We start from the raw sequence: 24,573 nt of genomic DNA, 5'->3' as shown, positions 1-24,573 counted from the left end.
GAACATGAGGGGCAAATATGCGATTGGAGTCGATTACGGTACTCAATCCGGGCGGGCCGTATTGGTTGACCTTGCTGACGGAACGGAGCTCGCGGATCATGTTACGCCATATCCGCACGGAGTAATTGACGAAGTGCTTCCGGAGGGAGGCGTTAAGCTGGAACATGATTGGGCTCTTCAGCATCCAGCAGATTATATCGAGGTATTGAAGCGGTCTGTTCCGGAAGTAATGAAAATGACAGGAGTAAGTCCGGAAGATGTGATGGGGCTGGGCATCGATTTTACGGCATGCACGATACTTCCGATCAATGATCAGGGAGAACCGTTGTGTTTGCTTCCGCAATTCAAGGGCAACCCGCACAGCTGGGTGAAGCTTTGGAAGCACCATTCGGCTCAGGACGAGGCCAATCTGATCAATGAAATTGCGGAGAAGCGCGGCGAGAAGTTTCTGCCCAGATACGGCGGCAAAATATCTTCCGAGTGGATGATCGCCAAAGTATGGCAGGTTCTGAACGAGGCTCCGGAAATTTACGACCGGACGGACCGTTTCCTCGAGGCCACGGATTGGGTCATTTCCCAAATGACGGGCAATATCGTTCGCAACAGCTGTACCGCAGGGTATAAGGCAATCTGGCATAAACGGGACGGTTATCCGGACAGGGAGTTTTTCAAGTCGCTCGACCCGCGGTTGGAGAATTTGACGGAAACGAAGCTGCGCGGCGAAATTGTTCCTCTTGGAACTAAAGCAGGCGAGCTGACGGAGGAGATGGCTTCTCTCATGGGACTTGCTCCCGGCACAGCCGTGGCGGTCGGCAACGTTGACGCGCATGCCGCCGTAGCGGGAGTGGGCGTGGTTACACCAGGCAAAATGGTAATGGCCATGGGGACCTCAATCTGCCACATGCTGCTCGGCACGGAGGAAACCCATGTGGAAGGCATGTGCGGAGTGGTGGAGGATGGTATTATCCCGGGGTATCTGGGCTATGAAGCCGGCCAATCCGCGGTGGGAGATATTTTCGAGTGGTATGTGGAAGAAGGGGTCCCGTCCTATGTAAAGGAAGCAGCGCAAAAAGAAGGTGTAGGTATACACGAATGGCTGGAACAGCGGGCATCTGAGTACAAACCCGGCGAGACCGGCCTGCTTGCGCTTGATTGGTGGAACGGCAACCGCTCCGTCCTAGTGGACACCGATTTAACTGGCCTCTTGATCGGCTGCACTCTGCTGACCAAGCCTGAGGAAATTTATAGGACGCTGCTGGAAGCGACCGCTTTCGGAACGCGCAAAATAGTGGACGCCTTCCATTCAAACGGAGTTGAAGTGAACGAGCTGTATGCATGCGGCGGTCTTCCGCAGAAAAATCGCCTGCTGATGCAGATTTACGCCGATGTCACCGGCCGGGAAATTAAAGTCGCGGCTTCCAGGCAGACTCCGGCGGTAGGGGCGGCCATGTTCGGCGCCGTGGCGGCGGGTAAGGAGAAGGGCGGGTTCGATTCCATTGTAGAGGCGGCACAGCAAATGGCCCGCGTACGTGAAGAGACGTATAAGCCGATTCCTGAAAACGCTGCCATATATGAAAGGTTATACCAGGAGTATTCCAAACTGCATGATTACTTCGGACGCGGCGGGAATGACGTGATGAAGCGCCTGAAGGAAATTAAAGAAACCGTGAGCTAAATTAGCCTGACTATGAAAAGGAGGATTTATACATATGTTAAAAGTTAAACCTTATCAATTTTGGTTTGTAACCGGAAGCCAGCACTTATACGGTCCCGAAACATTGAAGCAGGTGGAAGAGCATTCGAGAACGATCTCGGAAGGCTTGGATCGGGACGACGCGATTCATTTCAAGCTTGTATTCAAGCCCGTATTGACAACACCGGATTCGATTCGCAGATTGGTGCTCGAAGCGAATGCGGATGACGAGTGCGCGGGCCTCGTTACATGGATGCACACTTTCTCTCCGGCCAAAATGTGGATCGCCGGTCTGTCGCAGCTGCAGAAGCCTCTGCTGCACCTGGCGACGCAGTACGACCGCGACATTCCGTGGGAATCGATCGACATGGATTACATGAACTTGAACCAGGCGGCGCACGGCGACCGCGAATACGGCTTTATCGGCGCGCGTATGGGGATCTCCCGCAAAGTCGTGTTCGGCTATTGGGAAGACGCTCAGGTCCGCCGCCGCATCGGAGGCTGGATGAGCACCGCCGCCGCTTTTGCCGAAAGCCGTAATCTCAAGGTCGCGCGTTTTGGCGATAATATGCGCCAGGTAGCCGTCACCGAAGGAGATAAAGTGGAGGCGCAGATCCAGTTCGGCTGGTCCGTCAACGGCTATGGTGTGGGCGATCTGGTGGAGCGGGTGAACTCCGTCTCCGAACAAGAACTGAATCGTCTGATGGACGAATACGCGGAGCTGTACGAAATTGTGGCGGAAGGTCAAAAAGAGGATTCGGTGCGCGAATCTGTCCGTTACCAGGCGCGGATCGAATTGGGATTGAAATCTTTTCTTGAAGAGGGCGGGTTCGGAGCGTTTACAACAACCTTCGAAGACCTGCACGGACTTAAGCAGCTACCAGGTCTTGCCGTGCAACGCCTTATGGGCCAAGGCTACGGTTTCGGGGGGGAAGGCGATTGGAAGACCGCCGCTCTTGTGCGGCTCATGAAAATTATCGCCGGCAATGAAGGCACCTCCTTCATGGAAGATTACACTTACCATCTGGATCCGAACAATGAGCTCGTACTGGGAGCCCACATGCTGGAGATTTGTCCGACGATCGCGGCGAACAAACCGAGGCTCGAGGTGTATCCGCTCGGCATCGGCGGCAAGGAAGATCCGGCCCGCATGGTATTTGACGGCAGATCGGGGGCAGCGATTAATGCGTCGATCATCGATTTGGGCGGCCGCTTCCGGCTGCTTGTCAACGAAGTGGTTGCTGTGCAGCCGCAGATCGCTCTGCCGAAGCTTCCGGTAGCGCGCGTGCTGTGGAAGGTGCTGCCGAACCTGAAGGATGGCGTGGAAGCATGGATAAATGCCGGCGGCGCCCATCATACCGGGTTCTCCTATGTCGTGACAACCGAACAAATGACGGATTTCGCCGAAATGGCGGGAATTGAATGTGTGCTCATTAATAAAGATACGACTCCGCTTGCTTTCCGCAATGAACTTAGATTGAATGATATGGCTTGGAGGCTGCGGTAATAATACGGCGACTTAAGCTGAATAAAGCTTGCCTGCCGCCTGCCCTGCGGGCGGCAGCAAGCAAGCTCGTTAACGGCAGGGGCTTACAAGGACTTGCCTTCAATAATTTTGTATTCAACCAAAGGCGGGCAATAAGCGGTGCGGGTTTCCATTTGCCTGACCCAAGAATCCTATTGATTATACAATCACATTTCCAGGAGGCATGCCGCAATGAGTTCGCTAAAAGCCAAAATGATTCTCGACAAAGACTTTGCCATCTCCGCCATCGATCCCCGGATTTATGGTTCGTTCATCGAACATCTGGGGCGGGCCGTTTACGGCGGGATTTACGAGCCGGGCCATCCGCAGTCGGATGAAAATGGTTTCCGCAAAGATGTGGCAGATCTCGTACGAGAGTTGAACGTTCCGATCATTCGTTATCCGGGCGGGAACTTCGTTTCCGGCTACAACTGGGAAGACGGCGTCGGTCCGGCAGCCAATCGTCCCCGCAGGCTTGAGCTGGCATGGACAACGGTGGAAACGAATGAAATAGGCACGAACGAATTTGCCGAATGGGCCAAACTGGTCAATTCCGAAGTGATGATGGCGGTCAACCTGGGTACGCGCGGGCCAGATGAAGCAAGGAATCTGGTGGAATACTGCAACCACAAGGGAGGCACCTACTGGAGCGACCTGCGTGCCAGCCACGGTTACAAAGAGCCTCACAAAATAAAAACATGGTGCTTGGGCAACGAAATGGACGGTCCTTGGCAGATCGGCCACAAGACAGCTGAAGAGTACGGCCGCATCGCCGAGGAAACCGCGAAAGTGATGAAATGGGTCGATCCTTCCATCGAGCTCGTTTCGTGCGGCAGCTCCAGCACGAAAATGCCGACATTCCCTCAGTGGGAAGCGACGACGCTGGATTATACTTACAATCACGTCGATTTTGTATCGCTTCACCAATATTACGGCAACCGCAACAACGATACACAGAGTTACCTGGCTTATTCGCTTGATATGGATCATTTTATCCGCACGGTCATTTCGGTTTGCGATTATATAAAGGCGAAAAAACGCAGCAAGAAAACGATCAATTTAAGCTTTGACGAGTGGAACGTGTGGTTCCATTCCAATGAAGCGGATAAGAAGATTGAGCCGTGGTCCATTGCTCCGCCGCAGCTAGAGGATGTGTACAATTTCGAAGACGCTCTTCTGGTCGGCTGCATGCTGATCACCTTCCTGAAGCATGCCGATCGTGTCAAAATGGCGTGCATGGCGCAGCTGGTTAACGTGATTGCGCCGATCATGACGGAGAACGGCGGGCGGTCCTGGAAGCAAACGATCTTCTATCCGTATCTTCACGCGTCCGTTTATGGCCGCGGAATTGCGCTCAATCTGGTCGTGAATTCCCCGAAATACGACAGTAAGGAATTCACCGATGTGCCGTATCTGGAGACGACGGCGGTGTATCGTCCGGAGAACGAAGAAGTGACGATTTTTGCCGTGAACCGCAGTCTGGATACCTCGCTGCAGCTGGAAGCCGATATCCGCAGCTTTGCGGGATACCGTGTCATCGAGCATCTTGTGCTGGAGAACGACGATTTGAAGGCAGTCAATACGGCGGTGCATGAGGCTGTCAAACCGCACAGCAGCGGTAACGCCAACGCCGAAGACGGGACACTGCTCGCGAACCTGTCCAAAGCGTCATGGAACGTCATCCGGTTGAAAAAGCAATAACCGATGTCTCTGTATCCAGGCATCACAATAGCATTTGATTTGCCGTGAGCATTAAGGGAGGCGCCGGGCTTCGGCCCGCTGCCTCTCCAATGGCGGACGCCGTGATCAGCGCATGCTTTTTTAACCAATGCCTCAAGCACTTCGACGTTGTCGGCATGGCCAACTTCGCCCCGACGGTTAATGCGCGCGGATCGATTTACGCGCATAAAGGAGGCATCGTTCTTCGTTCAACGTATTTTGTGTTCCTGCTCTACACCCGGCTGATGGGGGATACCGTGATCGACTCGTGGATGCCGGAAAACGAGGTTGATTTTGAGGTGGAGCATCGCGGGGAACGGTTGAACGTACCGGCCATAGATATGATTGCCACAAAGGTTTCGGCAACCGGCCGCGTCAGCGTGTCTATCGGTATACGTGTTAGTGCTCTCCTAAAGAGAAATTGCGTTTATCTTTTAAGACAGCCCGGGTTCGATAACTTACCGAATGCGGGTTGACCTGTGTAAAGGGGCTGTAAAATAAAGGTATGGAAAAGGGGGAATCGGCATGGCGGACATCTTGAATAAAATCAGGCAGGCGGCGGCAGGACTGGACGAGAATACCCGGAGAGCGATCGACATCGATATCATTGCTGTAGAATCCGGCGCGATCGGGCAGGTTGCCGCGTATTTGAAAGATAAGTCCTTTAAAAAAGTGACGGTAGCGGCTGACGCTAACACTTATGAGGCTGCCGGCAGAATGTTGATGGAGTCTTTTGCAGACGCCGGCATACCCGCTTATCTTACGCTCGTTGAGCCGGACCATCAGGGCGACGTAATCGCCGATGAGGCTTCAATCATTCAGCTCATTCTCGACATGCAGCAGTGTTCGGCTGAGGTTGTGGTTGCGGTTGGTTCCGGTACAATTCATGATATCGCGAGATATTCCGCTTACACGGTGGGTGTCCCTTTCGTTTCAGTACCGACGGCGCCGTCGGTCGACGGGTTCAATTCCAAAGGAGCGCCGATCATCATTCGCGGAGAAAAGAAAACGATTGCGGCTATCGGACCGGATGCGATTTTCGCCGATCTGGACATATTGACAAAAGCGCCTGCAGCTATGGTGGCGGCCGGTTTTGGTGATATGCTCGGGAAGTATACGTCGCTTTTCGACTGGAAGTTCGGAAGCCTTACTGCCGGCGAGCCTTACTCGCAAACTGCGGCTGATATTACCAGAAACGCGCTGCAGATGTGCGTGGATCATGCAGAAAGCATAGCGAAGCGCGACGAAGACGGTATCCGCCTGCTTATAAGCGCGCTGATCGAGTCCGGCCTGGCCATGCTCCTGTTCGGGCAGTCGCATCCGGCGTCGGGTGCGGAACACCATTTATCGCATTATTGGGAAATGGAGTATATCCGTCTCGGCAAAAAGCAGCTGCTGCACGGAGCAAAGGTAGGCGCGGCCTGCGCGGAAATATCGGGGCTTTACCACCAAATAGCAAACGGCCAGGACAAACGTATAGCTGCATCAGCCAACTGGGAAGAGATTGAAAAGGAAATCCGTCAAATTCCGGACCAGGAATCGCTCCGCGCACTGATTCGGACGGTTGGCGGCCCCGTTACTCCGCAAGCGCTCGGCGTGGACGATGAGCTATTGGCGCGCAGTTTGCGGGAGGCCCACCATGTCCGCCCTAACCGTCATACGCTGCTTCGGTCTTACAACGAAGTGGCCATTGTTCGTTAATAGTACTCACTCGCGGTTCGTTGCACCGTATAAGTGGACAGGCCCGTTGTGCGATGGCCTGAGTGAACCTTGCTGTGCGCATCGGTATTTCTAATAGATTTGCTCACCTACTTAAAACGAAAGTAGACCGCCCCTCGACAAAGGAAAACGGTCTACTTTTCGGTAGCTAACCAACTTCTTTTGAAGCCTGCCGCCCTTAAAAGCGGCTGTCAACGAATTGGGACGGTGTTACTAGCACCGTTCCTTTTTACTGCTGATTAACCGTTCCTCACCCAAAAACGTTAATTTGATGCCAGTGGTCGATACCTCAATTACACCATACCCAATTTATGGTCGCAATATTCCGCATCATCTTTCGGGAATATCTCTCGTAGCTGGCACCCACACACCTTCGAACACCCTAAATGACACTTTTTTACCAAGAGAACCTACATTTAATCGCGGTCGCTCATGTATTAAACGGTGACAGCTTCTTCGAGCATTTCCCTTCTATGATCCCCTAACTCTTCACTAACGACATGGGCAATTTGCTTCACATAGGCCTCCAGCTTGGCGGCATCGGGTCCCTCCACCATGATGCGAATCAAAGGCTCCGTTCCGGAAGGACGTACCAGCACGCGCCCCTCGTCCCCGAGTTTGGCCTGCACGGTCTCTATCGCGTTCCTGATGTCAGCATTCGACTCCCAACCTTGTTTGCTTGCTACCTTCACATTCACAAGCAGCTGCGGATATTTGCGCATGATTGTACGCAGCTCGCTTAAAGGTTTGCCGGTTTTGGCCATAACGCTTGCCAATTGAACGGCTGTCAGGATTCCGTCCCCTGTCGTGTTATGATGGAGCATAATAATATGGCCCGACTGCTCTCCACCCAAGACAAAGCCTCTTTCGCGCATGGATTCTATCACATAACGGTCTCCTACAGACGTCTGGACTAATTTGATGTTTAAGGCTTTCATCGCTTTCACAAAGCCCACATTCGACATAACGGTCGTAACGACTGTGCGGTGGTCGAGCTGCCCTTCCTCCAGCAGATGACGGGCCAATATGGCAACCGTGTAGTCGCCGTCTACAAGCTCTCCGCTCTCATCGACTGCAATCAAGCGGTCAGCATCGCCGTCGAACGCAAGGCCCAACTGCGCCCCTTCCCTCAGGACGGCGTCCTGCAGGGCTTCCGGATGAGTAGATCCGCAATTGTCATTGATATTTAAGCCGTTCGGTTCTGTTGCCAATAGTACGAGATCCGCGCCTAAGGCCCGGAACACTGCCGGAGCAATGGAAGATGCGGCTCCATTCGCACAGTCCAAAACAATCTTCATCCCGTCCAGGCGTTCATGAATGCTTTGCTCCAGAAATTTTACATACAAATCGGCTGCGGCTTCACGATAGAAGATTCGTCCCACATCGGCGCCGGAAGGACGCGGCAGAGGGTCAGTCGGCTGATCCATCAATTCTTCAATCAGTTCCTCCATCTCATCGAGCAGCTTAAAACCGTCATGGCCGAAAAATTTTATCCCGTTGTCGGCCACCGGATTATGCGAAGCCGAGATCATCACACCGGCATCCGCTTGCAGCGTACGGACCAAATAAGCGACACCCGGAGTTGAAATGACGCCCACACGAACGGCATGAACCCCCACCGAAAGGATGCCGGCGATTAATGCCGATTCTAACAAATCACCCGAAATACGGGTATCTTTACCCACTATGATCGATGCCTGTTTTTTTCTTTTGGTTAACACAAAAGCGCCCGCACGCCCTAATTTATAAGCCAGCTCCGGAGTCAGCTCTTGATTGGCTACACCTCTTACACCATCCGTACCGAAATAAAGTCCCACTGATTCATTCCCCTTTTCTTAAAATAGATTGGTTTTCAGCATGCTCAGGTACAAGCAGACTCTCCTCTGGCGAGGTGACCGGTGTCTATGTACATGCTTGATTGTACCATAGCGTTCGTTATATAGAATGGTCCCAATGTATTATTTTGCTTAAAGTTCTATTAAGAATAGATAAAAATGACATGAGATACCTCTCATCGACAGAATGATTCGACACCCGCAGGCAGGTATTTGGTCCCATTCCGCTTCCAGGAAGCGCATCTTTTGCAGGCCGGTGTTGATTGTATGTGGGGTTTACAGAAATTTAAAAATATTTTTATTTATTGAATAAATACTACAAGATTTGAGTCATTTTTTTAACTTGTGGGCTTATACTTAAATTATTAACATTTTCTTAATATGACCTCCGGACAGGGGGGCGGAACCCCAGGACGAGAACAACGGTCCATGGGTGAAAGAGGAATGGATACGCAAAAATTTGAGAGGAGGATTTGGCATGGCAGTCAGAGCGATTAGAGGTAACCTTTTGTGCAAATGTATGGCGTTATTGGTGGCATTTGCGCTTCTGCTCCCGGGGGGATTGTTTCATCCTTCCAAAACGCTCGCGGCAGGAGGAGTGACGATCGATTCACATTCAAATGGCAGCCCAGTCCCGGTCGGAATTGTCAAGGTTTCAGGAAGTTATACGAATGCATACGACGTCAAGCTTTTTATCAATGCGGAAAAACGGGTAGACGTCCACATGGTTGATCCCAACGGACACGACACGGGAACCTGGTATTACGATTTGGACACCAGTGCCTATGACGGCAAAATTGAAATTGTCGCCTTGGCGATCGATACGGTCACCCGGTACGGGATATGGTCGCCTTTTGTCAATTTACAGGTGGACAATGCAGCCGCGAATATACCTGCAGTCTCAATCTGGAATCCTTCGGATGGAGCTTCCGTAAGCGGCATCGTGCCCGTTAAGGTATCGGTCCAGGCAAGAAATCCGGTGAGCTACGTGCAGGTCAGGGTAAACGGAGGGCAGTGGCGTCCAGCGATAAAAAACGGAAGCTCCTATGTATTCAACTGGAACACATCGGGCATCGGCGACAAAACCTGCAGTATCGAAGCCAGAGCCTTCGATTCGATGGGGAACATCGGCAGGAGCCTGACCGCTTACGCCAACGTCGGAAAGGGAACGCATGAGCAGGGCAAGGCAGCGAAGCAAGACCGCGCGATGTGGATATGGGAGCTTTCGGCGTATAATCTGCTTCTCAATCCCGGTTCCAGAACCATCCTGGATACAATGGCGAAGGATACGGCCTCTTTTAACTCGAATCCGGTCACGACCTTATATTTCGCGGTTGGCCAATACGGGGATAGAGCAATATTGGAGGACGATCCGGCCAAAGTCCGTAATTTTATAGCCTGGGCCCACAACAAGGGCTATAAGGTGCAGGCCTTGATTGCAGGCAACACGACACCCGCCGCTTTCGGAACATACAGCCGGTATCACGACAGGGCGGTTAGACTGATGGAGCAGCTGATCAACTATAACATCGCATCCGGTTCCAACGAAAAATTCGATGGCGTCAACGTGGATATCGAACCGTACATTGTACCCGAGTTTGCCGCCCAGGGCGCATCCATACAAACCCAATACCTGGACGGCCTGAGCAAAATGATTCAAAGAAGAAATGCATCCGGATTGTACTTGCCGTTCGGGCCCGCCATTCCCAAATGGTTCGATTCGCAAACCTTTAACCTTACCTGGAATGGCTCTACGAAGGTGCTATCCCAGCATGTGCAGGATATAAGCGATTACATTGCGATTATGGATTACAGGGACACGGCGGACGGACCGGCCGGAATTATCCAGGGCGCGAAGGACGAGATCGATTATGCTAACGCTATAGGCAAAAAGAACTCCGTTATCATAGGCGTGGAAACGTTAGACATTGCGGACGGCGGGGATCCTGCAACGATCACCTTCCGTGAAGAGGGCAGGACGTATATGGAGGGCGAGCTGAGAAAAGTATACGCGGCATACGGCGGCAATGCGGCTTTCGGAGGAATTGCGATGCACCATTACGATTCCATCCTCGCTCTTCCGTCGGATTGGAGCCAAACCGGCAGTTTATGGCTTCCCCCTGCGGACTCTATAGCTCCTTCAGCGGTCACAGCGGACCCGGAAGCCGCCGTTTTCGATTTTCAGAGAATCGATCTCCATTATGGAAGAGCGTACGATAATATGGATGTGGACCATTATAACATCTACCGGGGATTGGCCACCGGATTTTCGCCGGGACCGTCCAACCTCGCCGGCAGTACAAAAGAAACCGATTTCCAGGATGCAGGTCTGCTGCCGAATACCACTTATTATTATAAAGTAGCCGCGGTGGACGCCAGAGGCAATGTCGGGCCCGTTTCGGGAGAAGCCTCGGCAACGACGGGAACGACCACACTGAAACCGATGATCATTGACGGCATGTCCGTCTCTTACACCGGGACTAATGCCACGGTTACCTTAAGGGTAGTGGATAAAAAGACGAAAGCGGGAATTACAGCCGCGGTGCACGGACGGTTTACTTCCTCGGGCGGCAGCTATGTCAACATTACCACGGCGCCGGACGGTTCGGCGAGCGCCTCCTCCGAAGCGATTGCGAGCGGCCTTCAGGTTGGTTTCGAGCCAAAGCGTGTAATGGCGGACGGATATTATTGGGCGCAGGCTTACGATAACCCGCACACTGCGGTGCTTTTCAAGACTTCCCCGTAAGCGGCCGCTGCACAAACAACATCAAAGGCGGGGAAAAAGTTTAGCGGTTCAAACTTGGCTTCCAAGTGCCGCAGTATAAACCCGCCGACTGTTCAGCCAGAGGCGCATGGAGCATCCGTGCGCCTGATTTCAGTGTGTCGACATGATTCAAAAAATTAAATTACCATCTTTTCTATTGCAACTATATCAGTAAAAGTAGGAGTGTTTTCGCGGATAATCCGAACTGTTCAATTTATTTTGCAGGAATCATTGCCGGGACGGTTTGGCTGTGGTATGTATAAGATAACAATCGCAGGGAGTGGATGATATGGCGGGTTGGGAAGGTCTGGCCGAGTTATTGCGCTTGGAGGTCGTTCAGCGGCGGGAGGAAGGCTGCAAGGTCGACGGGTTTATTGAAAGGGTGGAGGAAGCGAAAGAGGATGAGGGCCGGTTAATGGAGGTGTACGAGCAGCTGCGGCAGTTGGAGGTGGACGAATCATTTCCTTTTTCGGAGCCTTCCGAGCTGCAGGAAATCCGGTCCCAGCGTCCGGCCGGTCCGAGGAAACTCCCGCTCGAGCTGTCGGAGAAGGAGCTGCTTGACAAGTTTCATGGCGCTTGGTTGGGAAGGTCGGTGGGGTGCGCGCTCGGCAAGCCGCTTGAGGTGCCGTGCTTCATGAAAGGGTCGGAAGGACGTCCGGGTTGGAAAAATGTGCAGCTGTGGTTCGAAGGCGCGGAAGCCTGGCCGATTCGCGATTATACGCCTTCATCTTCCCGCGCGAGCGAGGCCTTTAACCTGAAGTTTCCCCATTTGAGCGCGAAGAGCGAAAGGGGGAACATCCGCTTCATGGAAAGCGATGACGATATAAGATATACGGTGCTCGGAATGATTTTGCTTGAGGAAAAGGGTACCGACTGGAGTACCTGGGATATCGGCAAGCTTTGGCACAGCCACCTCGCTTACAGCCAGGTTTGTACGGCGGAGACGCAGGCATTTTTGAATTTCGCGCAGGTCACTTCCCACATGGAAACGAGCGTGCCCGACGATTGGGAACAGAAAAAGCACTGGGTGCGAGCTTATTTAAACCCTTACAGGGAATGGATCGGAGCGCAAATCCGGGCGGACGGACTGGCTTACGGTTCGGCCGGGAACCCGCAGCTGGCAGCGGAGCTCGCTTGGCGGGACGCTTCTTTCTCTCATGTGAAAAACGGAATATACGGCGAAATGTTCACAGCAGCAATGATTGCGGCCGCTTTCGTGGAGACGGACCCGCGCAAGCTGGTGGAAATAGGGCTCAGCGAAATCCCGACTCAAAGCCGTTTGGCTCACGATATTCGAAAAGCAGTAGAAATTGCAGGCCTGGCGAAGGATCAACTGGAGCTGGTAGAGAAGGTGTGGGACGCGTTTAAACATTACCATGAGGTTCATACAAACAATAATGCCGCTTTAGTGGTCGCGTCGCTCGTATTTGCCGAAGGAGATTTTGAAAAGGCCATAACGACAGCTGTTCTCGGAGGTTGGGATACGGATTGCAACGGAGCGACCGTCGGGTCCATTATGGGGGCGATGCTGGGTGCCGGCCAATTGCCGGAAAGCTGGACTTCCAAGCTTAATGATACCCTCTACGCTGAGTTCAGCGGGTTTCATCCGATCGCCATCTCGGAATGCGCCCGGCGAAGCTACGAAGTATTCCGCAAAATCAATCCTGTTTGACGCAGGACACGAAATCGGAGGCGCATACTCCGATTTTTTTACATTATAGATGGGGGAGCATTAGGGTTTCCCTTTTCGCGCCGCTTTAAAGTCAGATACATATATAAGTCCAACTAAAGCTTGAAACGGTCGCTTATGCCTCAAGCAACAGGAAAGTTCAGCTAGAGTTTGGAATGGATACGGTTACGCATCAAGCAACTGGAAAAGCTCCATCTAATCTGCTTTCTTATATTTACGTATTGGATCTAACGGGATTTTCTCCATGTAATTGGGCACTTTGTCCCTACAGGAAACGTTTTCACATCATTAACTGGAGCTTTTCCAGCAAAAGTCTCCTGAAGATCGCATCCGGGCAAGATTAGCGGGACGTTTTCCAGTTAGTCTTGTATGCGATTTTAGCAAAAAGAAGAATCAATGACACCAAGGAAATTTCCCGAATATGCAATATATCTGAGGTTCAAGTAAGTGCAGCCTTACAATTGTTGGCCTGCAAGAATTTAATTCCTGATGCTGGTTGATGAAAGAAATTGGCAGCAACCATCTGTGAAAAAAGAGTCAATCGGTATTACCGTCATGACTCTTTTTTGATGCTCAAGCTTCCCGGTTTTACCGTTCCAAAATCCTAAGCGGCCCCGGGAAAAATGTCCGGGTATCAGGTGAAGCATTCTCAATGTGTAGTACGCTATGAGTTGGATCCCTCTTCCGTCGTTATATTTTGTTGATCATCTTTTAACTTCAGCATGGATAATTGATTTATCGCTATTTCTACAAAGTGCAGAGTTTGTCCTATTTCCCGGTCATCGTTTTCGAATCGATTAAGCGCAACGACCTTTCTTGCTCCCCTGAGGTCCCTAATCGCCGCATGTAGATCCCTGATCGCTTTCTGTTGACTAATTTCCATTTTTTACACTCCCTCCCTCCGTTGTGTATTGTGAAAACGTTTTTCCAAGTCTTTGCAAAATTCGTCGTAAACTATTTCAATCGGGAAATCGGAAATGAATTCTCTTGTAAGAAATTCATACCACAAGTGATCAAAAGACATATTTACTTTATAGTGCGTACTCATGGTTATAAGACGGTCCCATAATCTCCAACGAATTTTTTCTAATTCAGAACGTACGACCATTCTTCCTCCTGAAAACCTTCATCCCAATACCCCAAATACAGCTCAGGCATAGCTTTGGTTGCTTAGGTTTGTATGAACTCTGAATAACAACAACAGTGTATGGGGAAGAACCTAAGATGGACACGGCATTTGCCTAAGTTTGTACGGGCACTGGGCATATGGCCTGCTGGTTGGAAATAATGAATGGAATTTATAGGTGGTTTAGATTATTCATTGAGGAATTTAACGAGCTTGTCCGGCGCGGTTTTCCAGAAGCTCGATAGACTTGTACACAAAATAGACCATTTCCCATAGTCTATTTTTTCGCATCCAATCATACTGACCTTAACCCCCGTGGTTTCAGGTCAAAGCCGTTCACTCTTGATCAATGGGATGCCGGATGTGGTCCTGGTAAAGATCGTAGAACAGTTCCCCATTGCTGCCCCTTACAGCGTAACAGACCTCCTCCGCGGTCACGCCCCGCTTTTGCAGCTGCTTTGAGAGCCACCCTGGCGACAGTCTATGTTGCTGCAGGTTAGCGTTCATAATCTTTCCGTCCATAATGAGCTCAACGGGGAATTGCGTCTTGGCCGGGCTGGCCAAATGCAAGTCTTTCAGCGTGACCGGCCGATATTCAGGCTTTTTCAGCACGGACAGTTTGCCATTAAGCTCGAGGACGGCATATTCAACTTCTTGAGGGTCAAAAATATCTTTCTCCCGCAATTCCTGATTTAACGTATCAAGTGAAATTTGGATTTTCCTCAAGTTCTGTTCCATGATTTTACCGTTCTCGATCACTATCGTCGGCTTGCCCGCAAACCACTTGCGGGTTTTTCGGCTTTTCAAGCAAAGAAAGGCGATGAGATAGGCGATCCCGCTAAAAGTCACGAATGAAACGATAAGATGCCACATCTTCAAATGAGTGTTAAACGCAAGATTTGCGGTGATCGCCCCCAGTGTAACGGAAGCTACAAAATCATGATAAGTCATGCGTGAGATCGCATGTTTCCCGATAACCCGCGTAATGACCATTATAAGCGCAAAAGCAATCACCGTCCGAAGAATAGTTTCCAGCAGCATACCCACCACGCTTCACCTCCAAGCACCAGTATAGGTAATATGTCACCCGGTGATACCTTGAAGTGTCGAAATTAAATGAATCATTTTGCCGCTCACGCATACACTGTATTGTTTATTCAAACAGCATTAAGGAGAGATCAACATTGCTAACCGCACAGGCAACTATGGCCAGTATACCATCCCCGACCAAATGGGGTATCCACGCCGATATAATAGGCAGGCCGGTAGTTTGGGGCACACTCGTCATTAACTCAATTTCTGATAACAGGGTAACGGGCGCGATTAATTTTCGCGGTATGCCTAATGCAATCCATGGCTCCTGGAATGAAGGCACTAAACAAATCGCATTTGATTCACCTTATGCCACATACTATGGTCACTTAACCATATTTGACGATACTGTGATTAGAATCCGGCATTTTGTTTTAAACGGACGTCTTGTTATGAAACCCCCCTCTCTGCAAGCGGGTCAACGTGGGACCTGGATTGCCGCAACTGACATAAGTCTGGACGAATACCCCATGGCCGGGACCGCCTCGCCCGATACGCACATTGATCAACTGCCTCCTGTCGGAACCTTTTTAACATCAAATTTACTGCATCAGCAGAATTTCAGGAGATAATTGGTCTTGATTAAAGGATACGTTTTGCCGAAAATGAAGAATCAGCTCATGACGGAATTTTTCCGGGACATGGGCTATTTTTTTGCTATGAACGCACGCGCGCGAGACCATTGTCTTCCAAGGGGAAATTCATTTTAATAAATTGTTAATTTCAAATTATTGAATTATAATGAATTTAGATTGAATTCCATTTTGTGCGATGGATGCTGAGGACACGGAGGCTTGGAAATGGGAAAAGGAAGAACAACGATGAAAGATATCGCGGAGGCGCTTGGGGTTACCCCTTCCACGGTATCGCTCGCCATGAGGGACGACCAGCGCATCAGCAGCGTGACAAAGCAAAGGGTTCTGGCCATGGCAAAAGAATTGAATTTCCGGATGACTCCCCATCTGATTGCGCAAAACCAGGCGACCCATACGATCGGCATCTGTATCTACGGTTATGATTTCGCAACGCACCCGTTTCACGGCGGCACGATCAAAGGTATTGAAAGCGAGGCGGCGAAATACGGCTTCTCCTTGCTTTTATGCAGCAACAATATGGATCACGCGGGGAACAGCCGGAATACCTTCTTTGTCAACCTGGCGGAGGAAGGCAGAATCGACGGCCTGATTATTCACCGCGGGAAAACGGAAGACATTCTGAAGGTGAGAAGCTTGGGCGTGCCTGTCGTACTGCTGCATACGCATAATGAAGATCTGCCCGACGTTCCTGTAATACATGTTGATTTTGAGCATGCGGTCCGCACGGCGACGGAACATTTGATCGAGTCCCTGGGACACCGGAATATCGGGTATATCGGCTCTGACTTGTACGATTTGGTCGGCAGGGAAGGGCTTTCGGGATATAAGGCCGCTCTCGCCAAGCACGGTGTACCTTTTGATGAGTCCAAAATCAGGTTTGCCGAATATGACGATCCCGAGCAAGAGTACAAAAACGCACTGGACCTGCTTTCCGGCGATGACCGCCCGACCGCGGTCGTAACCATAGACGATTATTTCGCAATGTATACGATGAATGCCGCCTTCGATTTGGGGCTCTCGGTGCCGGAGGACGTCAGCATTACCGGAGTGTATGATTTTCCGACATCGGCCATGCTGGTCAAACCGTTGACGACGGTGAGAATCGGCATCCACGAATTGGGTGTAAAGGCGTTTCAACTGCTGCACCAGCAAATAGAAGGAATCGAGCTTGATCAAAAGAAATATTGGATACGGGGAGAGCTGATCTCCCGCAAAACAACCCGGTTTGCCAAAAGGTGAGGTACACCTCAGCTAAAGCCCGCTTATTAAGGTAAGCGGGTTTTTCTATGCCCTGGGTCATGGTTTTATGATCAACTTTCAATTATTTTAACGAAAAATTAATTTTATTGAATAAAACAGTTTACAATTGAATAGGTATTTTGTATGATAAATCTACAACAAGAGAGCGGATCTAATAATCACCTAAGGTAAGGAAGGAGCGTAGAGCGAACACAATATTCTGAACTGACGCGTGCGGTCGAAGTCACAATACGAGATTCAAGCTAACGCATTGTGAAAAGGAGAGAGAATTTTGAGAAGAAAATATTCAGACTATGCGGCAGGGTACCTGTTTACTCTTCCCTATATGGTAGGAGCGGCAGTTTTCTTCTTAATACCGGCGTTCATGTCTCTTTACTACTCTTTCACCAAGTTTAAGGTCATTTCCCCGCCGGTTTTTAACGGATTAAGCAATTTTCGGGAATTAATGAAGGACCCGCATTTCTGGACTTCTTTTAAAAATACCTGGTATTTTGCATTGCTGTACGTCCCTGCGCAGGTGCTTGTACCCTTATTGTTTGCCGTTTTGCTGTATAATTCAGTCAGTTTTTTTAATGAAAAATTTGCTGCTCTGCTTAGATCGATTTATTACTTCCCTGCTATTCCCTCCTGGTTTATCGTCGGCATGGTGTGGATCTGGATGCTTAACACGGACGTCGGTATGATTAACCGTTTCATCTCCTTGCTTGGCATGCAGAAGATAGCGTTCCTCGAGCCCGGCTCAACTACTTTAATACCGACACTGGCGGCCGTAGGCGTGTGGAAAGGTCTCGGTTACGCCATGTTCATTTATTATATCGGCCTCAGGAATATTCCCCTGTCATTATATGAGGCTGCTGATATAGACGGCGCGAACTGGCTGCAAAAGCTGATAAACATTACCGTTCCCATGCTTTCACCTACTACTTTCATGATCTTGATATTATCCATTGCCGATGCTTTCAGAACGTTCGACCAGCATTTTGTAATGGTATACAACCGAAACGAATATGCAGACAGCCATACTATGATTTATTTATATATGAAGGCATTCAGATTTTTGGACATGGGGTACGCTTCCCTTATAGCTTGGATCATCTTCGTTTGTCTAGTTGCGGTAACGCTTTTCGTGATGGCTCTTCAGAAGAAATGGGTTCATTATAATTATTAAAGCAGCGGGCGGTGGAAGGGATGAAGGGCACGATTATCGTGGAAAGCAACAAAAGATTGCGGGTGCAAAGCAAAGTGTCACTGTTTGAATTGTTTTGCAGCGCGGTCGTAATATGCGGGGCGGCCAGTATGCTGCTGCCGTTTTTCTGGATGCTGCTCGCGTCTCTCAAAACCAATGCGGAGTTCTATAATTCGTTCAAATGGTTCCCGCAACATTTGCGGTGGTCCAACTATCAAGAGCTGTTGTTTCCGAAGCAAGGTTACACTTTTATTCATTATTTTTATAATACCGTGAAGGTTACACTCCTTTCTGTAATCGGTATGGTCCTGTCTTGCAGTCTTATCGCCTTTGCCCTCGCGAGAATTGATTTTCCCGGGAAAAATATCATTTTCACATTAGCGATCATGTCCATGTTTTTGCCGACTCAGGTTACGATGATTCCCCAATTTATTATATTCAAACATCTGAATTGGCTTGGTACGCATTATCCCTTGATCGTGCCGTCCTTCTTTGGCGGGGCGTTCGGAATTGTTTTGATGAGACAGTATTACCTATCCATTCCCAGGGAACTGGACGAGGCCGCAAAAATAGACGGGTGTGGTTGGTTTCATATATACAGCAGAATTCATCTTCCGCTCGTTATCTCTCCCATGGTTACTCTTGCCATTCTTACTTTCCAGGAAAAATGGGCCGAACTCCTGTCCCCAATGATTTACGTTGGCAGAAATCAAGCGCTTTGGACGATGGTTTTAAAGATCAAAGATATTTCAACAGGACAATACAACTCGAGGCCAGAGCTGGAAATGGCCGGAGACGTCATGTTAGTGCTGCCGGTTGTGCTTCTGTTCATCTTCGCACAGAAATACTTTACTCAGAGTATAACGGCGGAAGGCGTTAAAGGTTAACTCTCTTATACTTAAATCTGAAATTGCGAGGGGAAAAGTATGAAAAAATTAGCGGCAGTGTCACTGACCTCCACACTTGTTTTTTCGCTTGTTTTAACGGCTTGTACAGATACCGGCAGCACAAGCAATCCTCCCACTTCAACGCCAGGCAATGAAAAACAAGTAACAATCAAAGTTGCTTACTATGCCGATGAACCTGCCAGACCGACAATGGATAAGATCATAAACAAATTTATGGAACAAAATAAAAGCATCAAAGTGCAGATATCGTCCACGGATTGGGAAACGCACTATAATAATTTAAAAGTGGATTTGGCCGCCGGGCAGGGACCAACCGTATTTTTGCTTGACGGTCCTTATATACCGCAGTATTCCAAAGAAGGAACAATCGCAGATCTGACGGACCGGCTCAAGGACTTGAATTTAAATGATTACTATGGCTTTGATGTCATCAAAAACCCGAGCGGCAAAATTTTCGCCGTACCGCAGGCAATTCAGGTTAACGTTCTTTATTATAATAAAGATATGTTCGATCAGGCCAAGATTCCTTATCCTAACGAAAATTGGACGACGGATGACGTTTACAATGCCGCATCGAAATTATTTGATAAATCAAGAAAGCAATTCGGCATAGGGCTTCCGCAGCATATCCGCTATGGTTGGTATACGGTTGTACGCCAATTTGGCGGGGATCTGCTTGACAAGGAAAGAAAACACAGCACATTCGCTTCCAACCCAAAGGTAAAAGAAGCATTCGAATATATGAAAAAGTTCTGGGATCAAGGGTTAACCCCTAATTTGAAAGATCAGGCAGGCGAAGCAAGCGAAAAGTTCAATACATGGATTTCGAGAAAAATTGTCCCTATGTTTTATGACAACTATCAAAGAAGATTGTCAAACGATAAGGAAGGCATCAATTACGACGTAGCGGTCGTTCCGAAAGGCGCAAACGGAGGAGAACACTACAGCGCATTTGTTGCAAATACCTGGGTATTGAATGCCAAAGCAAAAGAAGAAGAGCAGAAAGCCGGGTTAGCTTTCATGAAATATTTCCTCGGAGAAGAAGCGCAAAAAATAAATGCATCGATGGCAGAAGGTATTACAGCGAACAAGAAAATTGCTCAGGAAGTCATCGCTAATAATCATGGCAAACCGGAACATAGCCAAGTTTTCCTGGATAGCATGAAATATGCCGGCGATTTAGGCGACAGTCCTGTGTGGGAAGAATGGCTGGGAGCGGTCAATCCTGTTATTCAAGACTATTTATCAGGTAAAACGGACATTAACAAGATGCTGACAGACGCCGATAAAGCGGCACAGGCGGTGCTTGATAAAGCAAAATAACTTTTAAAATGCAGTTTAATCCGCAAAAGGGGCGATTCCATGCAGGCAAAATCTGCTTATGGAAGTCCCTTTTTTTCATGAAAGAAAAGTGTTGCAACCGCTTACGCAAGAAAATATAATGTAGTAACGGATATGACGATGTCAGCGAGCGGATAAGAAGAAAGATCAGGAAATAGCGGAAAATCTGGATTATTCTCCCAATGTTACGGCAAGAAGCCTGGTATCCAAGAAAACCTATACCGTAGGAGTCATCTTCTACGGAGTCGAGTATGCCGGAGTCAAAGGCAATTTCGCTTTTGAACTTTTATGCGGAATCACACCAACATCGCCATGATCAATGGATACCTGGAGGCGTATGTTAGCCAGCAAAGATTGCAGGGTTATCAGCAAGCGCTTTCAGCTGCCGGCTTGTTGTTCGATCCCTCCAAGGTGTTCAACGGCGAGTTCACGGAAGAAGGGGGAGAACGGGCGATGCAACTCATTTTATCCCGGCACCCCGATGTGTCCGCAGTTTTTTGCGCCAGTGATATTATGGCCTTGGGTGCTGTGAAGGCGCTTGAACGGCTGGGCCGCCCGGTCCCGGATTCGGTCTCTATCGTCGGCTACGATGATATGGTGATCTCCTTATACTGTACTCCTATTTTCTCTTGCAGATGAAGCAATCTAACTACAAATGGGTTGCTTCATTTGTATCTACAGTCCATAGAATGGGGGCAAACGGTGATGTATACCTTGCTTATCGTCGATGATGAAAAGTGGGTGCGTGAGGGATTGCGGTTAACGATCGATTGGGAATCGGAAGGAATACAATTGCAGGGGGAAGCGGCTGACGGAGAGGAGGCCTGGAAATTAGCCGAGGCCCATGCGCCGGATATCATCATTACAGATATCAAAATGCCCGGGATGGACGGCATTGCGCTTATCGAGACTTTGGCGGCGCGCAAATTCCATACCAAGATCATTATTATCAGCGGATACAGCGATTTCAATTATGCCCAGAAGGCATTGAAGTGCGGTGCGTTCGATTATGTTTTGAAGCCGATCGAGGAAACGAATATATTGGAGGTTGTGCGCAGATGCGTGTCTGTATTGGAAAAAGAGCGATCGACGCACGACCAGAAAGAGAAGATGTCAGACTGCATCAGGGAAAGCTTGCCCCTCGCGCGCCAGCGTTATTTGGAAATGATATTGCAAGGCGAGACCGCATCGCTGGGAAACGTGCAGAGACAATGGGAAGTTCTGAGCATCAATTTGGACCCTGATCATGTAACAGCGGTGACCGTGAAAATTTTCAATTGGGGAATGCGGGGAAAGGAAAAAAGAGAAAGGCCGCTGATCCGATACGCTTTGGGCAATATGGCGGAAGAAATAGGATCCGGGTGGGGAAGCACAGTGGCATGTCCGCTTCATAACCATGAGGACGCAGACCTGGTCATTTTACAATCCGCACGGGGACTGTTTGCCGACCAGAATCAATTTAACAATACAATCGTTTCTTTCATCCAGGCTGCGCACAGTTATTTGGATGTCGAGGCCAATGTCGGCGTGAGCCGGAAAAGAACGCGGACGATGCTGTCCCAATCCTTTGAAGAAGCGGTTTATTCAGCCGCTTACGCTTTTTACGACGGCTACGGAAAAATATATCATGCTGCGGAGCTGCCGGAAATGAGCAGTCCGCATCAGGAATACAGCGGTCTGGATGCTTGGGAAACACGTCTGGTCCATGCAATGAAATTAGGGGATGAAACAGTACTAATGCAGTCGGTACAGGAAATTGTAACCCAGCTGCAGATCAGCCGAGATAAATATTGTCCGCTGGTTTTACAACGGGCCTTGAAACTGCTGATGCAAAAGGCGGTAAAGAAACTAAAATTATGCTATCCGCTCCTTGATTCCCAAGACAGCGTCATTCCGGAGCTGCAGGTCCCTTTATGCCCCTTGTCCGAGTTGAAAGACCAATTATGGAATACATTGATGCAGTTCAATCAAGTCATCCGCACTCTCGGCAACCGTAAAAAGGTGATAGATTCGTCGTTGAAATATATAGAGGAGCATTTTATGGAAGGCATTATGATGAATGACGTCGCGGAACGCCATTACTTGAATCCTTCTTATTTCAGCAAGGTGTTCCATGAAGAAATGGGGGAAACGTTCAGCAAATACCTGCAGCGTATCCGGGTAGAGAAAGCCAAGGGATTGTTGAAGCAGTCCAGCCTCAAAATCTATGAGGTCGCCACCGAGGTAGGGTACAACGATTTTCGGCACTTTGCCAAGACGTTCAAGGAAGTGGAAGGCATCACCCCCGCTCAGTACCGGGATTTCGGAATAGAATGACGATGTTAAATGGAGGGCTGATTTTGCGCAAGTGGGGATCGGTTGGATATAAAGTGTTTATTCTCTATTTTGTCAGCATGTCGATTTCTATTACCTTCATGGGTTACTTTTTCTATCGAAAGGCAAGCGAAATCATTAAATCCAAGGTATCCGAAGTGGCTTTGCAGACCATCCAACAGGCGAACAAGCGGCTTGAAAACATTTTCGAGGAATATGAGAACCGATCCCAATTAATCATGGGCTATAAGGATCTGCAGAAAGGCATTCTGAGCAAATTCCCCGATTCCTATCAGCATAATCAGAATACAGTGCAGATCATCAATTTTTTGTCCAATATGGTCAATTCCAAAAACGACACGGTTCGTGCCTATATTCTTGGCGAGCAGATGGCCTCTTACCGCTATTCGGTGAACGATACCCCTACCATAGCCGAGCTGCCTCCCGTGGGTAACGCAATCCGGTCCCAGGACTGGTACAAGAAAATAAAAGAAGCCGACGGACGGATTGTCTGGTTCGGCATCCGGCCGTCTTTCATAAAACAGGAGGGGGCGGCGGAGGATAAAAGGCTGGTTTTTTGCCTGGGACGTGCATTGAAAAACCTGGACCATATGGATGAAGTCATCGGAGTTACATTATTGGAAATCGAGCCGGACAAGATACAGAATATTTTATCGGAGCTGGATTTTCATGCATTTGGCACAGCCATTATTGTAGATAAGGACAACCAGGTGGCTGCGGACGCCGGCGGCATGCATACCATGCAATCCTCGGGTTTAAAGCTTCCGGAGGCAGACAGCGGAATAGAGCACAGTGTCGTTCAGGGGGAGGAAATGATTACTGTTTTTGACCGATTAAGCGTAGGCGGCTGGAAGCTCGTAGGGATGGCGCCCGCCAAAAATCTCGTTCAGGATACAAGTGAAATCGGGCTTTATACATTATATCTTGCAACCGGTTTCATGCTCGTCTCCATCTTGCTTGCCTTCATAGCCGCCAGGGAAATTCAGCAGCCCGTGAGAGTGCTGTTGAAATCGATGCGCAAAGTGAGGGAGGGCGATTTCGACGTGCAGATCGACAGCCGCAGGAAGGATGAGTTCGGCGTCCTGTTTGAAGGATTCAATGTGATGGTCACGCGCATAAAAACTTTAATTGATGAATTATATGTCCAGAGGCTGCTCAAAACGGAAACTCAGTTGAAAATGCTTGGCTCACAAATTAACGCCCATTTCTTGTACAATACGCTGGACTCGATACATTGGATTTCGCGCATACACAAAGTCGATAAAATCAGCGAGATGATTTTCGGCCTTTCCAAATATTTACGGATCAATTTAAGTGAAGGGAAAGACCTGGTATCGGTGAGGGAAATCGACGAGCTTCTGGAAAACTACCTGTTGATCCAAAAAATGAGATACGAGGATAAGTTTGAGGTGAATATAGAGCTGGAGCCCGGATTGCTTGATAAAAAGGTGCTCAAATTCGTCTTTCAGCCATTGGTGGAAAACGCCATCTATCACGGGTTAGAAAGCAAGAAAGAGAAAGGAAGGCTGGATATCCGATGGTTGAAGCTGGACGAAATTTTATGCTTTGAAGTGATCGACGACGGCGTCGGTATCCAACCGGATAAACTCTCCGAGTTGAAAGAAATGCTTGACAATCAGGATACGCCGGGGGAGGACAATTTTGCCCTGAAAAATATCAATATGCAAATAAAGCTGACTTATGGCCCGCAGTACGGCTTATACATAAAAAGCGAACCTGGCATAGGGACGAAAGTGGCGATGGTGTTCCCTTTAAGATAGCAGG

At 49.3% G+C, this 24,573-nt stretch carries 18 protein-coding genes; 15 read left to right on the top strand and 3 right to left on the bottom strand.

Features of this window, described 5'->3' with window-relative positions; translation table 11 throughout:
* Nucleotides 1-4 precede the first annotated feature (4 nt).
* The 5 genes from ACZ5N7_RS10415 to ACZ5N7_RS10395 all read left to right on the top strand — a co-directional run bounded on the left by ACZ5N7_RS10415 (nucleotide 5) and on the right by ACZ5N7_RS10395 (nucleotide 6,638).
* Entirely contained in the window at nucleotides 5-1,675 is a 1,671-nt protein-coding gene (locus tag ACZ5N7_RS10415; RefSeq protein ID WP_464654112.1) for a ribulokinase, read from the top strand.
* Nucleotides 1,676-1,709: 34 nt separating this feature from the next.
* Entirely contained in the window at nucleotides 1,710-3,200 is a 1,491-nt protein-coding gene (araA, locus tag ACZ5N7_RS10410; protein ID WP_464654111.1) for an L-arabinose isomerase, read from the top strand.
* Nucleotides 3,201-3,410: 210 nt separating this feature from the next.
* Nucleotides 3,411-4,919: an arabinosylfuranosidase ArfA gene (gene arfA / locus ACZ5N7_RS10405; RefSeq protein ID WP_464654110.1), complete on the top strand. Its 1,509-nt coding sequence runs from the start codon at nucleotides 3,411-3,413 to the stop codon at nucleotides 4,917-4,919.
* Between the two features lie 44 nt (nucleotides 4,920-4,963).
* Nucleotides 4,964-5,413, top strand: coding sequence for an alpha-L-arabinofuranosidase C-terminal domain-containing protein (locus ACZ5N7_RS10400; RefSeq protein ID WP_464654109.1), 450 nt, complete (start codon nucleotides 4,964-4,966; stop codon nucleotides 5,411-5,413).
* Nucleotides 5,414-5,462: 49 nt separating this feature from the next.
* Nucleotides 5,463-6,638 carry a sn-glycerol-1-phosphate dehydrogenase gene (locus ACZ5N7_RS10395; RefSeq protein WP_464654108.1) on the top strand — a complete coding sequence of 392 codons (1,176 nt, stop codon included), beginning with the start codon at nucleotides 5,463-5,465 and terminating at the stop codon, nucleotides 6,636-6,638.
* Nucleotides 6,639-7,093: 455 nt separating this feature from the next.
* Here the strand turns inward: ACZ5N7_RS10395 and glmM are convergent, their stop codons facing one another.
* Entirely contained in the window at nucleotides 7,094-8,473 is a 1,380-nt protein-coding gene (gene glmM, locus ACZ5N7_RS10390; protein WP_464654107.1) for a phosphoglucosamine mutase, read from the bottom strand.
* Between the two features lie 496 nt (nucleotides 8,474-8,969).
* Here glmM and ACZ5N7_RS10385 point away from each other — a divergent pair, with 496 nt between their 5' ends.
* A complete protein-coding gene (locus ACZ5N7_RS10385; protein WP_464654106.1) occupies nucleotides 8,970-11,237 on the top strand; it encodes an Ig-like domain-containing protein in 2,268 nt (755 codons plus the stop codon).
* A gap of 307 nt (nucleotides 11,238-11,544) precedes the next feature.
* A complete protein-coding gene (locus tag ACZ5N7_RS10380; RefSeq protein ID WP_464654105.1) occupies nucleotides 11,545-12,927 on the top strand; it encodes an ADP-ribosylglycohydrolase family protein in 1,383 nt (460 codons plus the stop codon).
* A 682-nt stretch (nucleotides 12,928-13,609) separates the two neighbouring features.
* Here the strand turns inward: ACZ5N7_RS10380 and ACZ5N7_RS10375 are convergent.
* The gene (locus ACZ5N7_RS10375; protein WP_464654104.1) at nucleotides 13,610-13,828 is read right to left on the bottom strand and encodes a hypothetical protein; all 219 of its coding nucleotides are present in this window, start codon (nucleotides 13,826-13,828) and stop codon (nucleotides 13,610-13,612) included.
* A 579-nt stretch (nucleotides 13,829-14,407) separates the two neighbouring features.
* Complete coding sequence (locus ACZ5N7_RS10370; protein ID WP_464659227.1) at nucleotides 14,408-15,112, bottom strand: DUF421 domain-containing protein; 705 nt, start codon at nucleotides 15,110-15,112, stop codon at nucleotides 14,408-14,410.
* A 143-nt stretch (nucleotides 15,113-15,255) separates the two neighbouring features.
* Between ACZ5N7_RS10370 and ACZ5N7_RS10365 the strand changes: the two genes are divergently transcribed.
* The 8 genes from ACZ5N7_RS10365 (at nucleotide 15,256) to ACZ5N7_RS10330 (ending at nucleotide 24,569) form a co-directional block, all read left to right on the top strand.
* A complete protein-coding gene (locus ACZ5N7_RS10365) occupies nucleotides 15,256-15,735 on the top strand; it encodes a hypothetical protein (RefSeq protein WP_464654103.1) in 480 nt (159 codons plus the stop codon).
* Between the two features lie 228 nt (nucleotides 15,736-15,963).
* Nucleotides 15,964-16,998: a LacI family DNA-binding transcriptional regulator gene (locus ACZ5N7_RS10360; protein ID WP_464654102.1), complete on the top strand. Its 1,035-nt coding sequence runs from the start codon at nucleotides 15,964-15,966 to the stop codon at nucleotides 16,996-16,998.
* 292 nt (nucleotides 16,999-17,290) lie between these two features.
* Nucleotides 17,291-18,187 (top strand): carbohydrate ABC transporter permease, encoded by an 897-nt coding sequence (locus ACZ5N7_RS10355; RefSeq protein WP_464654101.1) that lies wholly within the window; start codon nucleotides 17,291-17,293, stop codon nucleotides 18,185-18,187.
* 20 nt (nucleotides 18,188-18,207) lie between these two features.
* Nucleotides 18,208-19,092: a carbohydrate ABC transporter permease gene (locus tag ACZ5N7_RS10350; RefSeq protein WP_464654100.1), complete on the top strand. Its 885-nt coding sequence runs from the start codon at nucleotides 18,208-18,210 to the stop codon at nucleotides 19,090-19,092.
* A 39-nt stretch (nucleotides 19,093-19,131) separates the two neighbouring features.
* The gene (locus tag ACZ5N7_RS10345; RefSeq protein WP_464654099.1) at nucleotides 19,132-20,436 is read left to right on the top strand and encodes an ABC transporter substrate-binding protein; all 1,305 of its coding nucleotides are present in this window, start codon (nucleotides 19,132-19,134) and stop codon (nucleotides 20,434-20,436) included.
* Nucleotides 20,437-20,742: 306 nt separating this feature from the next.
* Complete coding sequence (locus ACZ5N7_RS10340; protein WP_464654098.1) at nucleotides 20,743-21,093, top strand: substrate-binding domain-containing protein; 351 nt, start codon at nucleotides 20,743-20,745, stop codon at nucleotides 21,091-21,093.
* Between the two features lie 66 nt (nucleotides 21,094-21,159).
* The gene (locus ACZ5N7_RS10335) at nucleotides 21,160-22,770 is read left to right on the top strand and encodes a response regulator transcription factor (RefSeq protein WP_464654097.1); all 1,611 of its coding nucleotides are present in this window, start codon (nucleotides 21,160-21,162) and stop codon (nucleotides 22,768-22,770) included.
* A gap of 23 nt (nucleotides 22,771-22,793) precedes the next feature.
* A complete protein-coding gene (locus ACZ5N7_RS10330) occupies nucleotides 22,794-24,569 on the top strand; it encodes a cache domain-containing sensor histidine kinase (RefSeq protein ID WP_464654096.1) in 1,776 nt (591 codons plus the stop codon).
* Nucleotides 24,570-24,573: the final 4 nt, after the last annotated feature.

It is taken from the genome of Paenibacillus sp. JCM 18996 (assembly GCF_055392555.1).
This window is presented reverse-complemented; position numbering and strand designations above follow the sequence as displayed.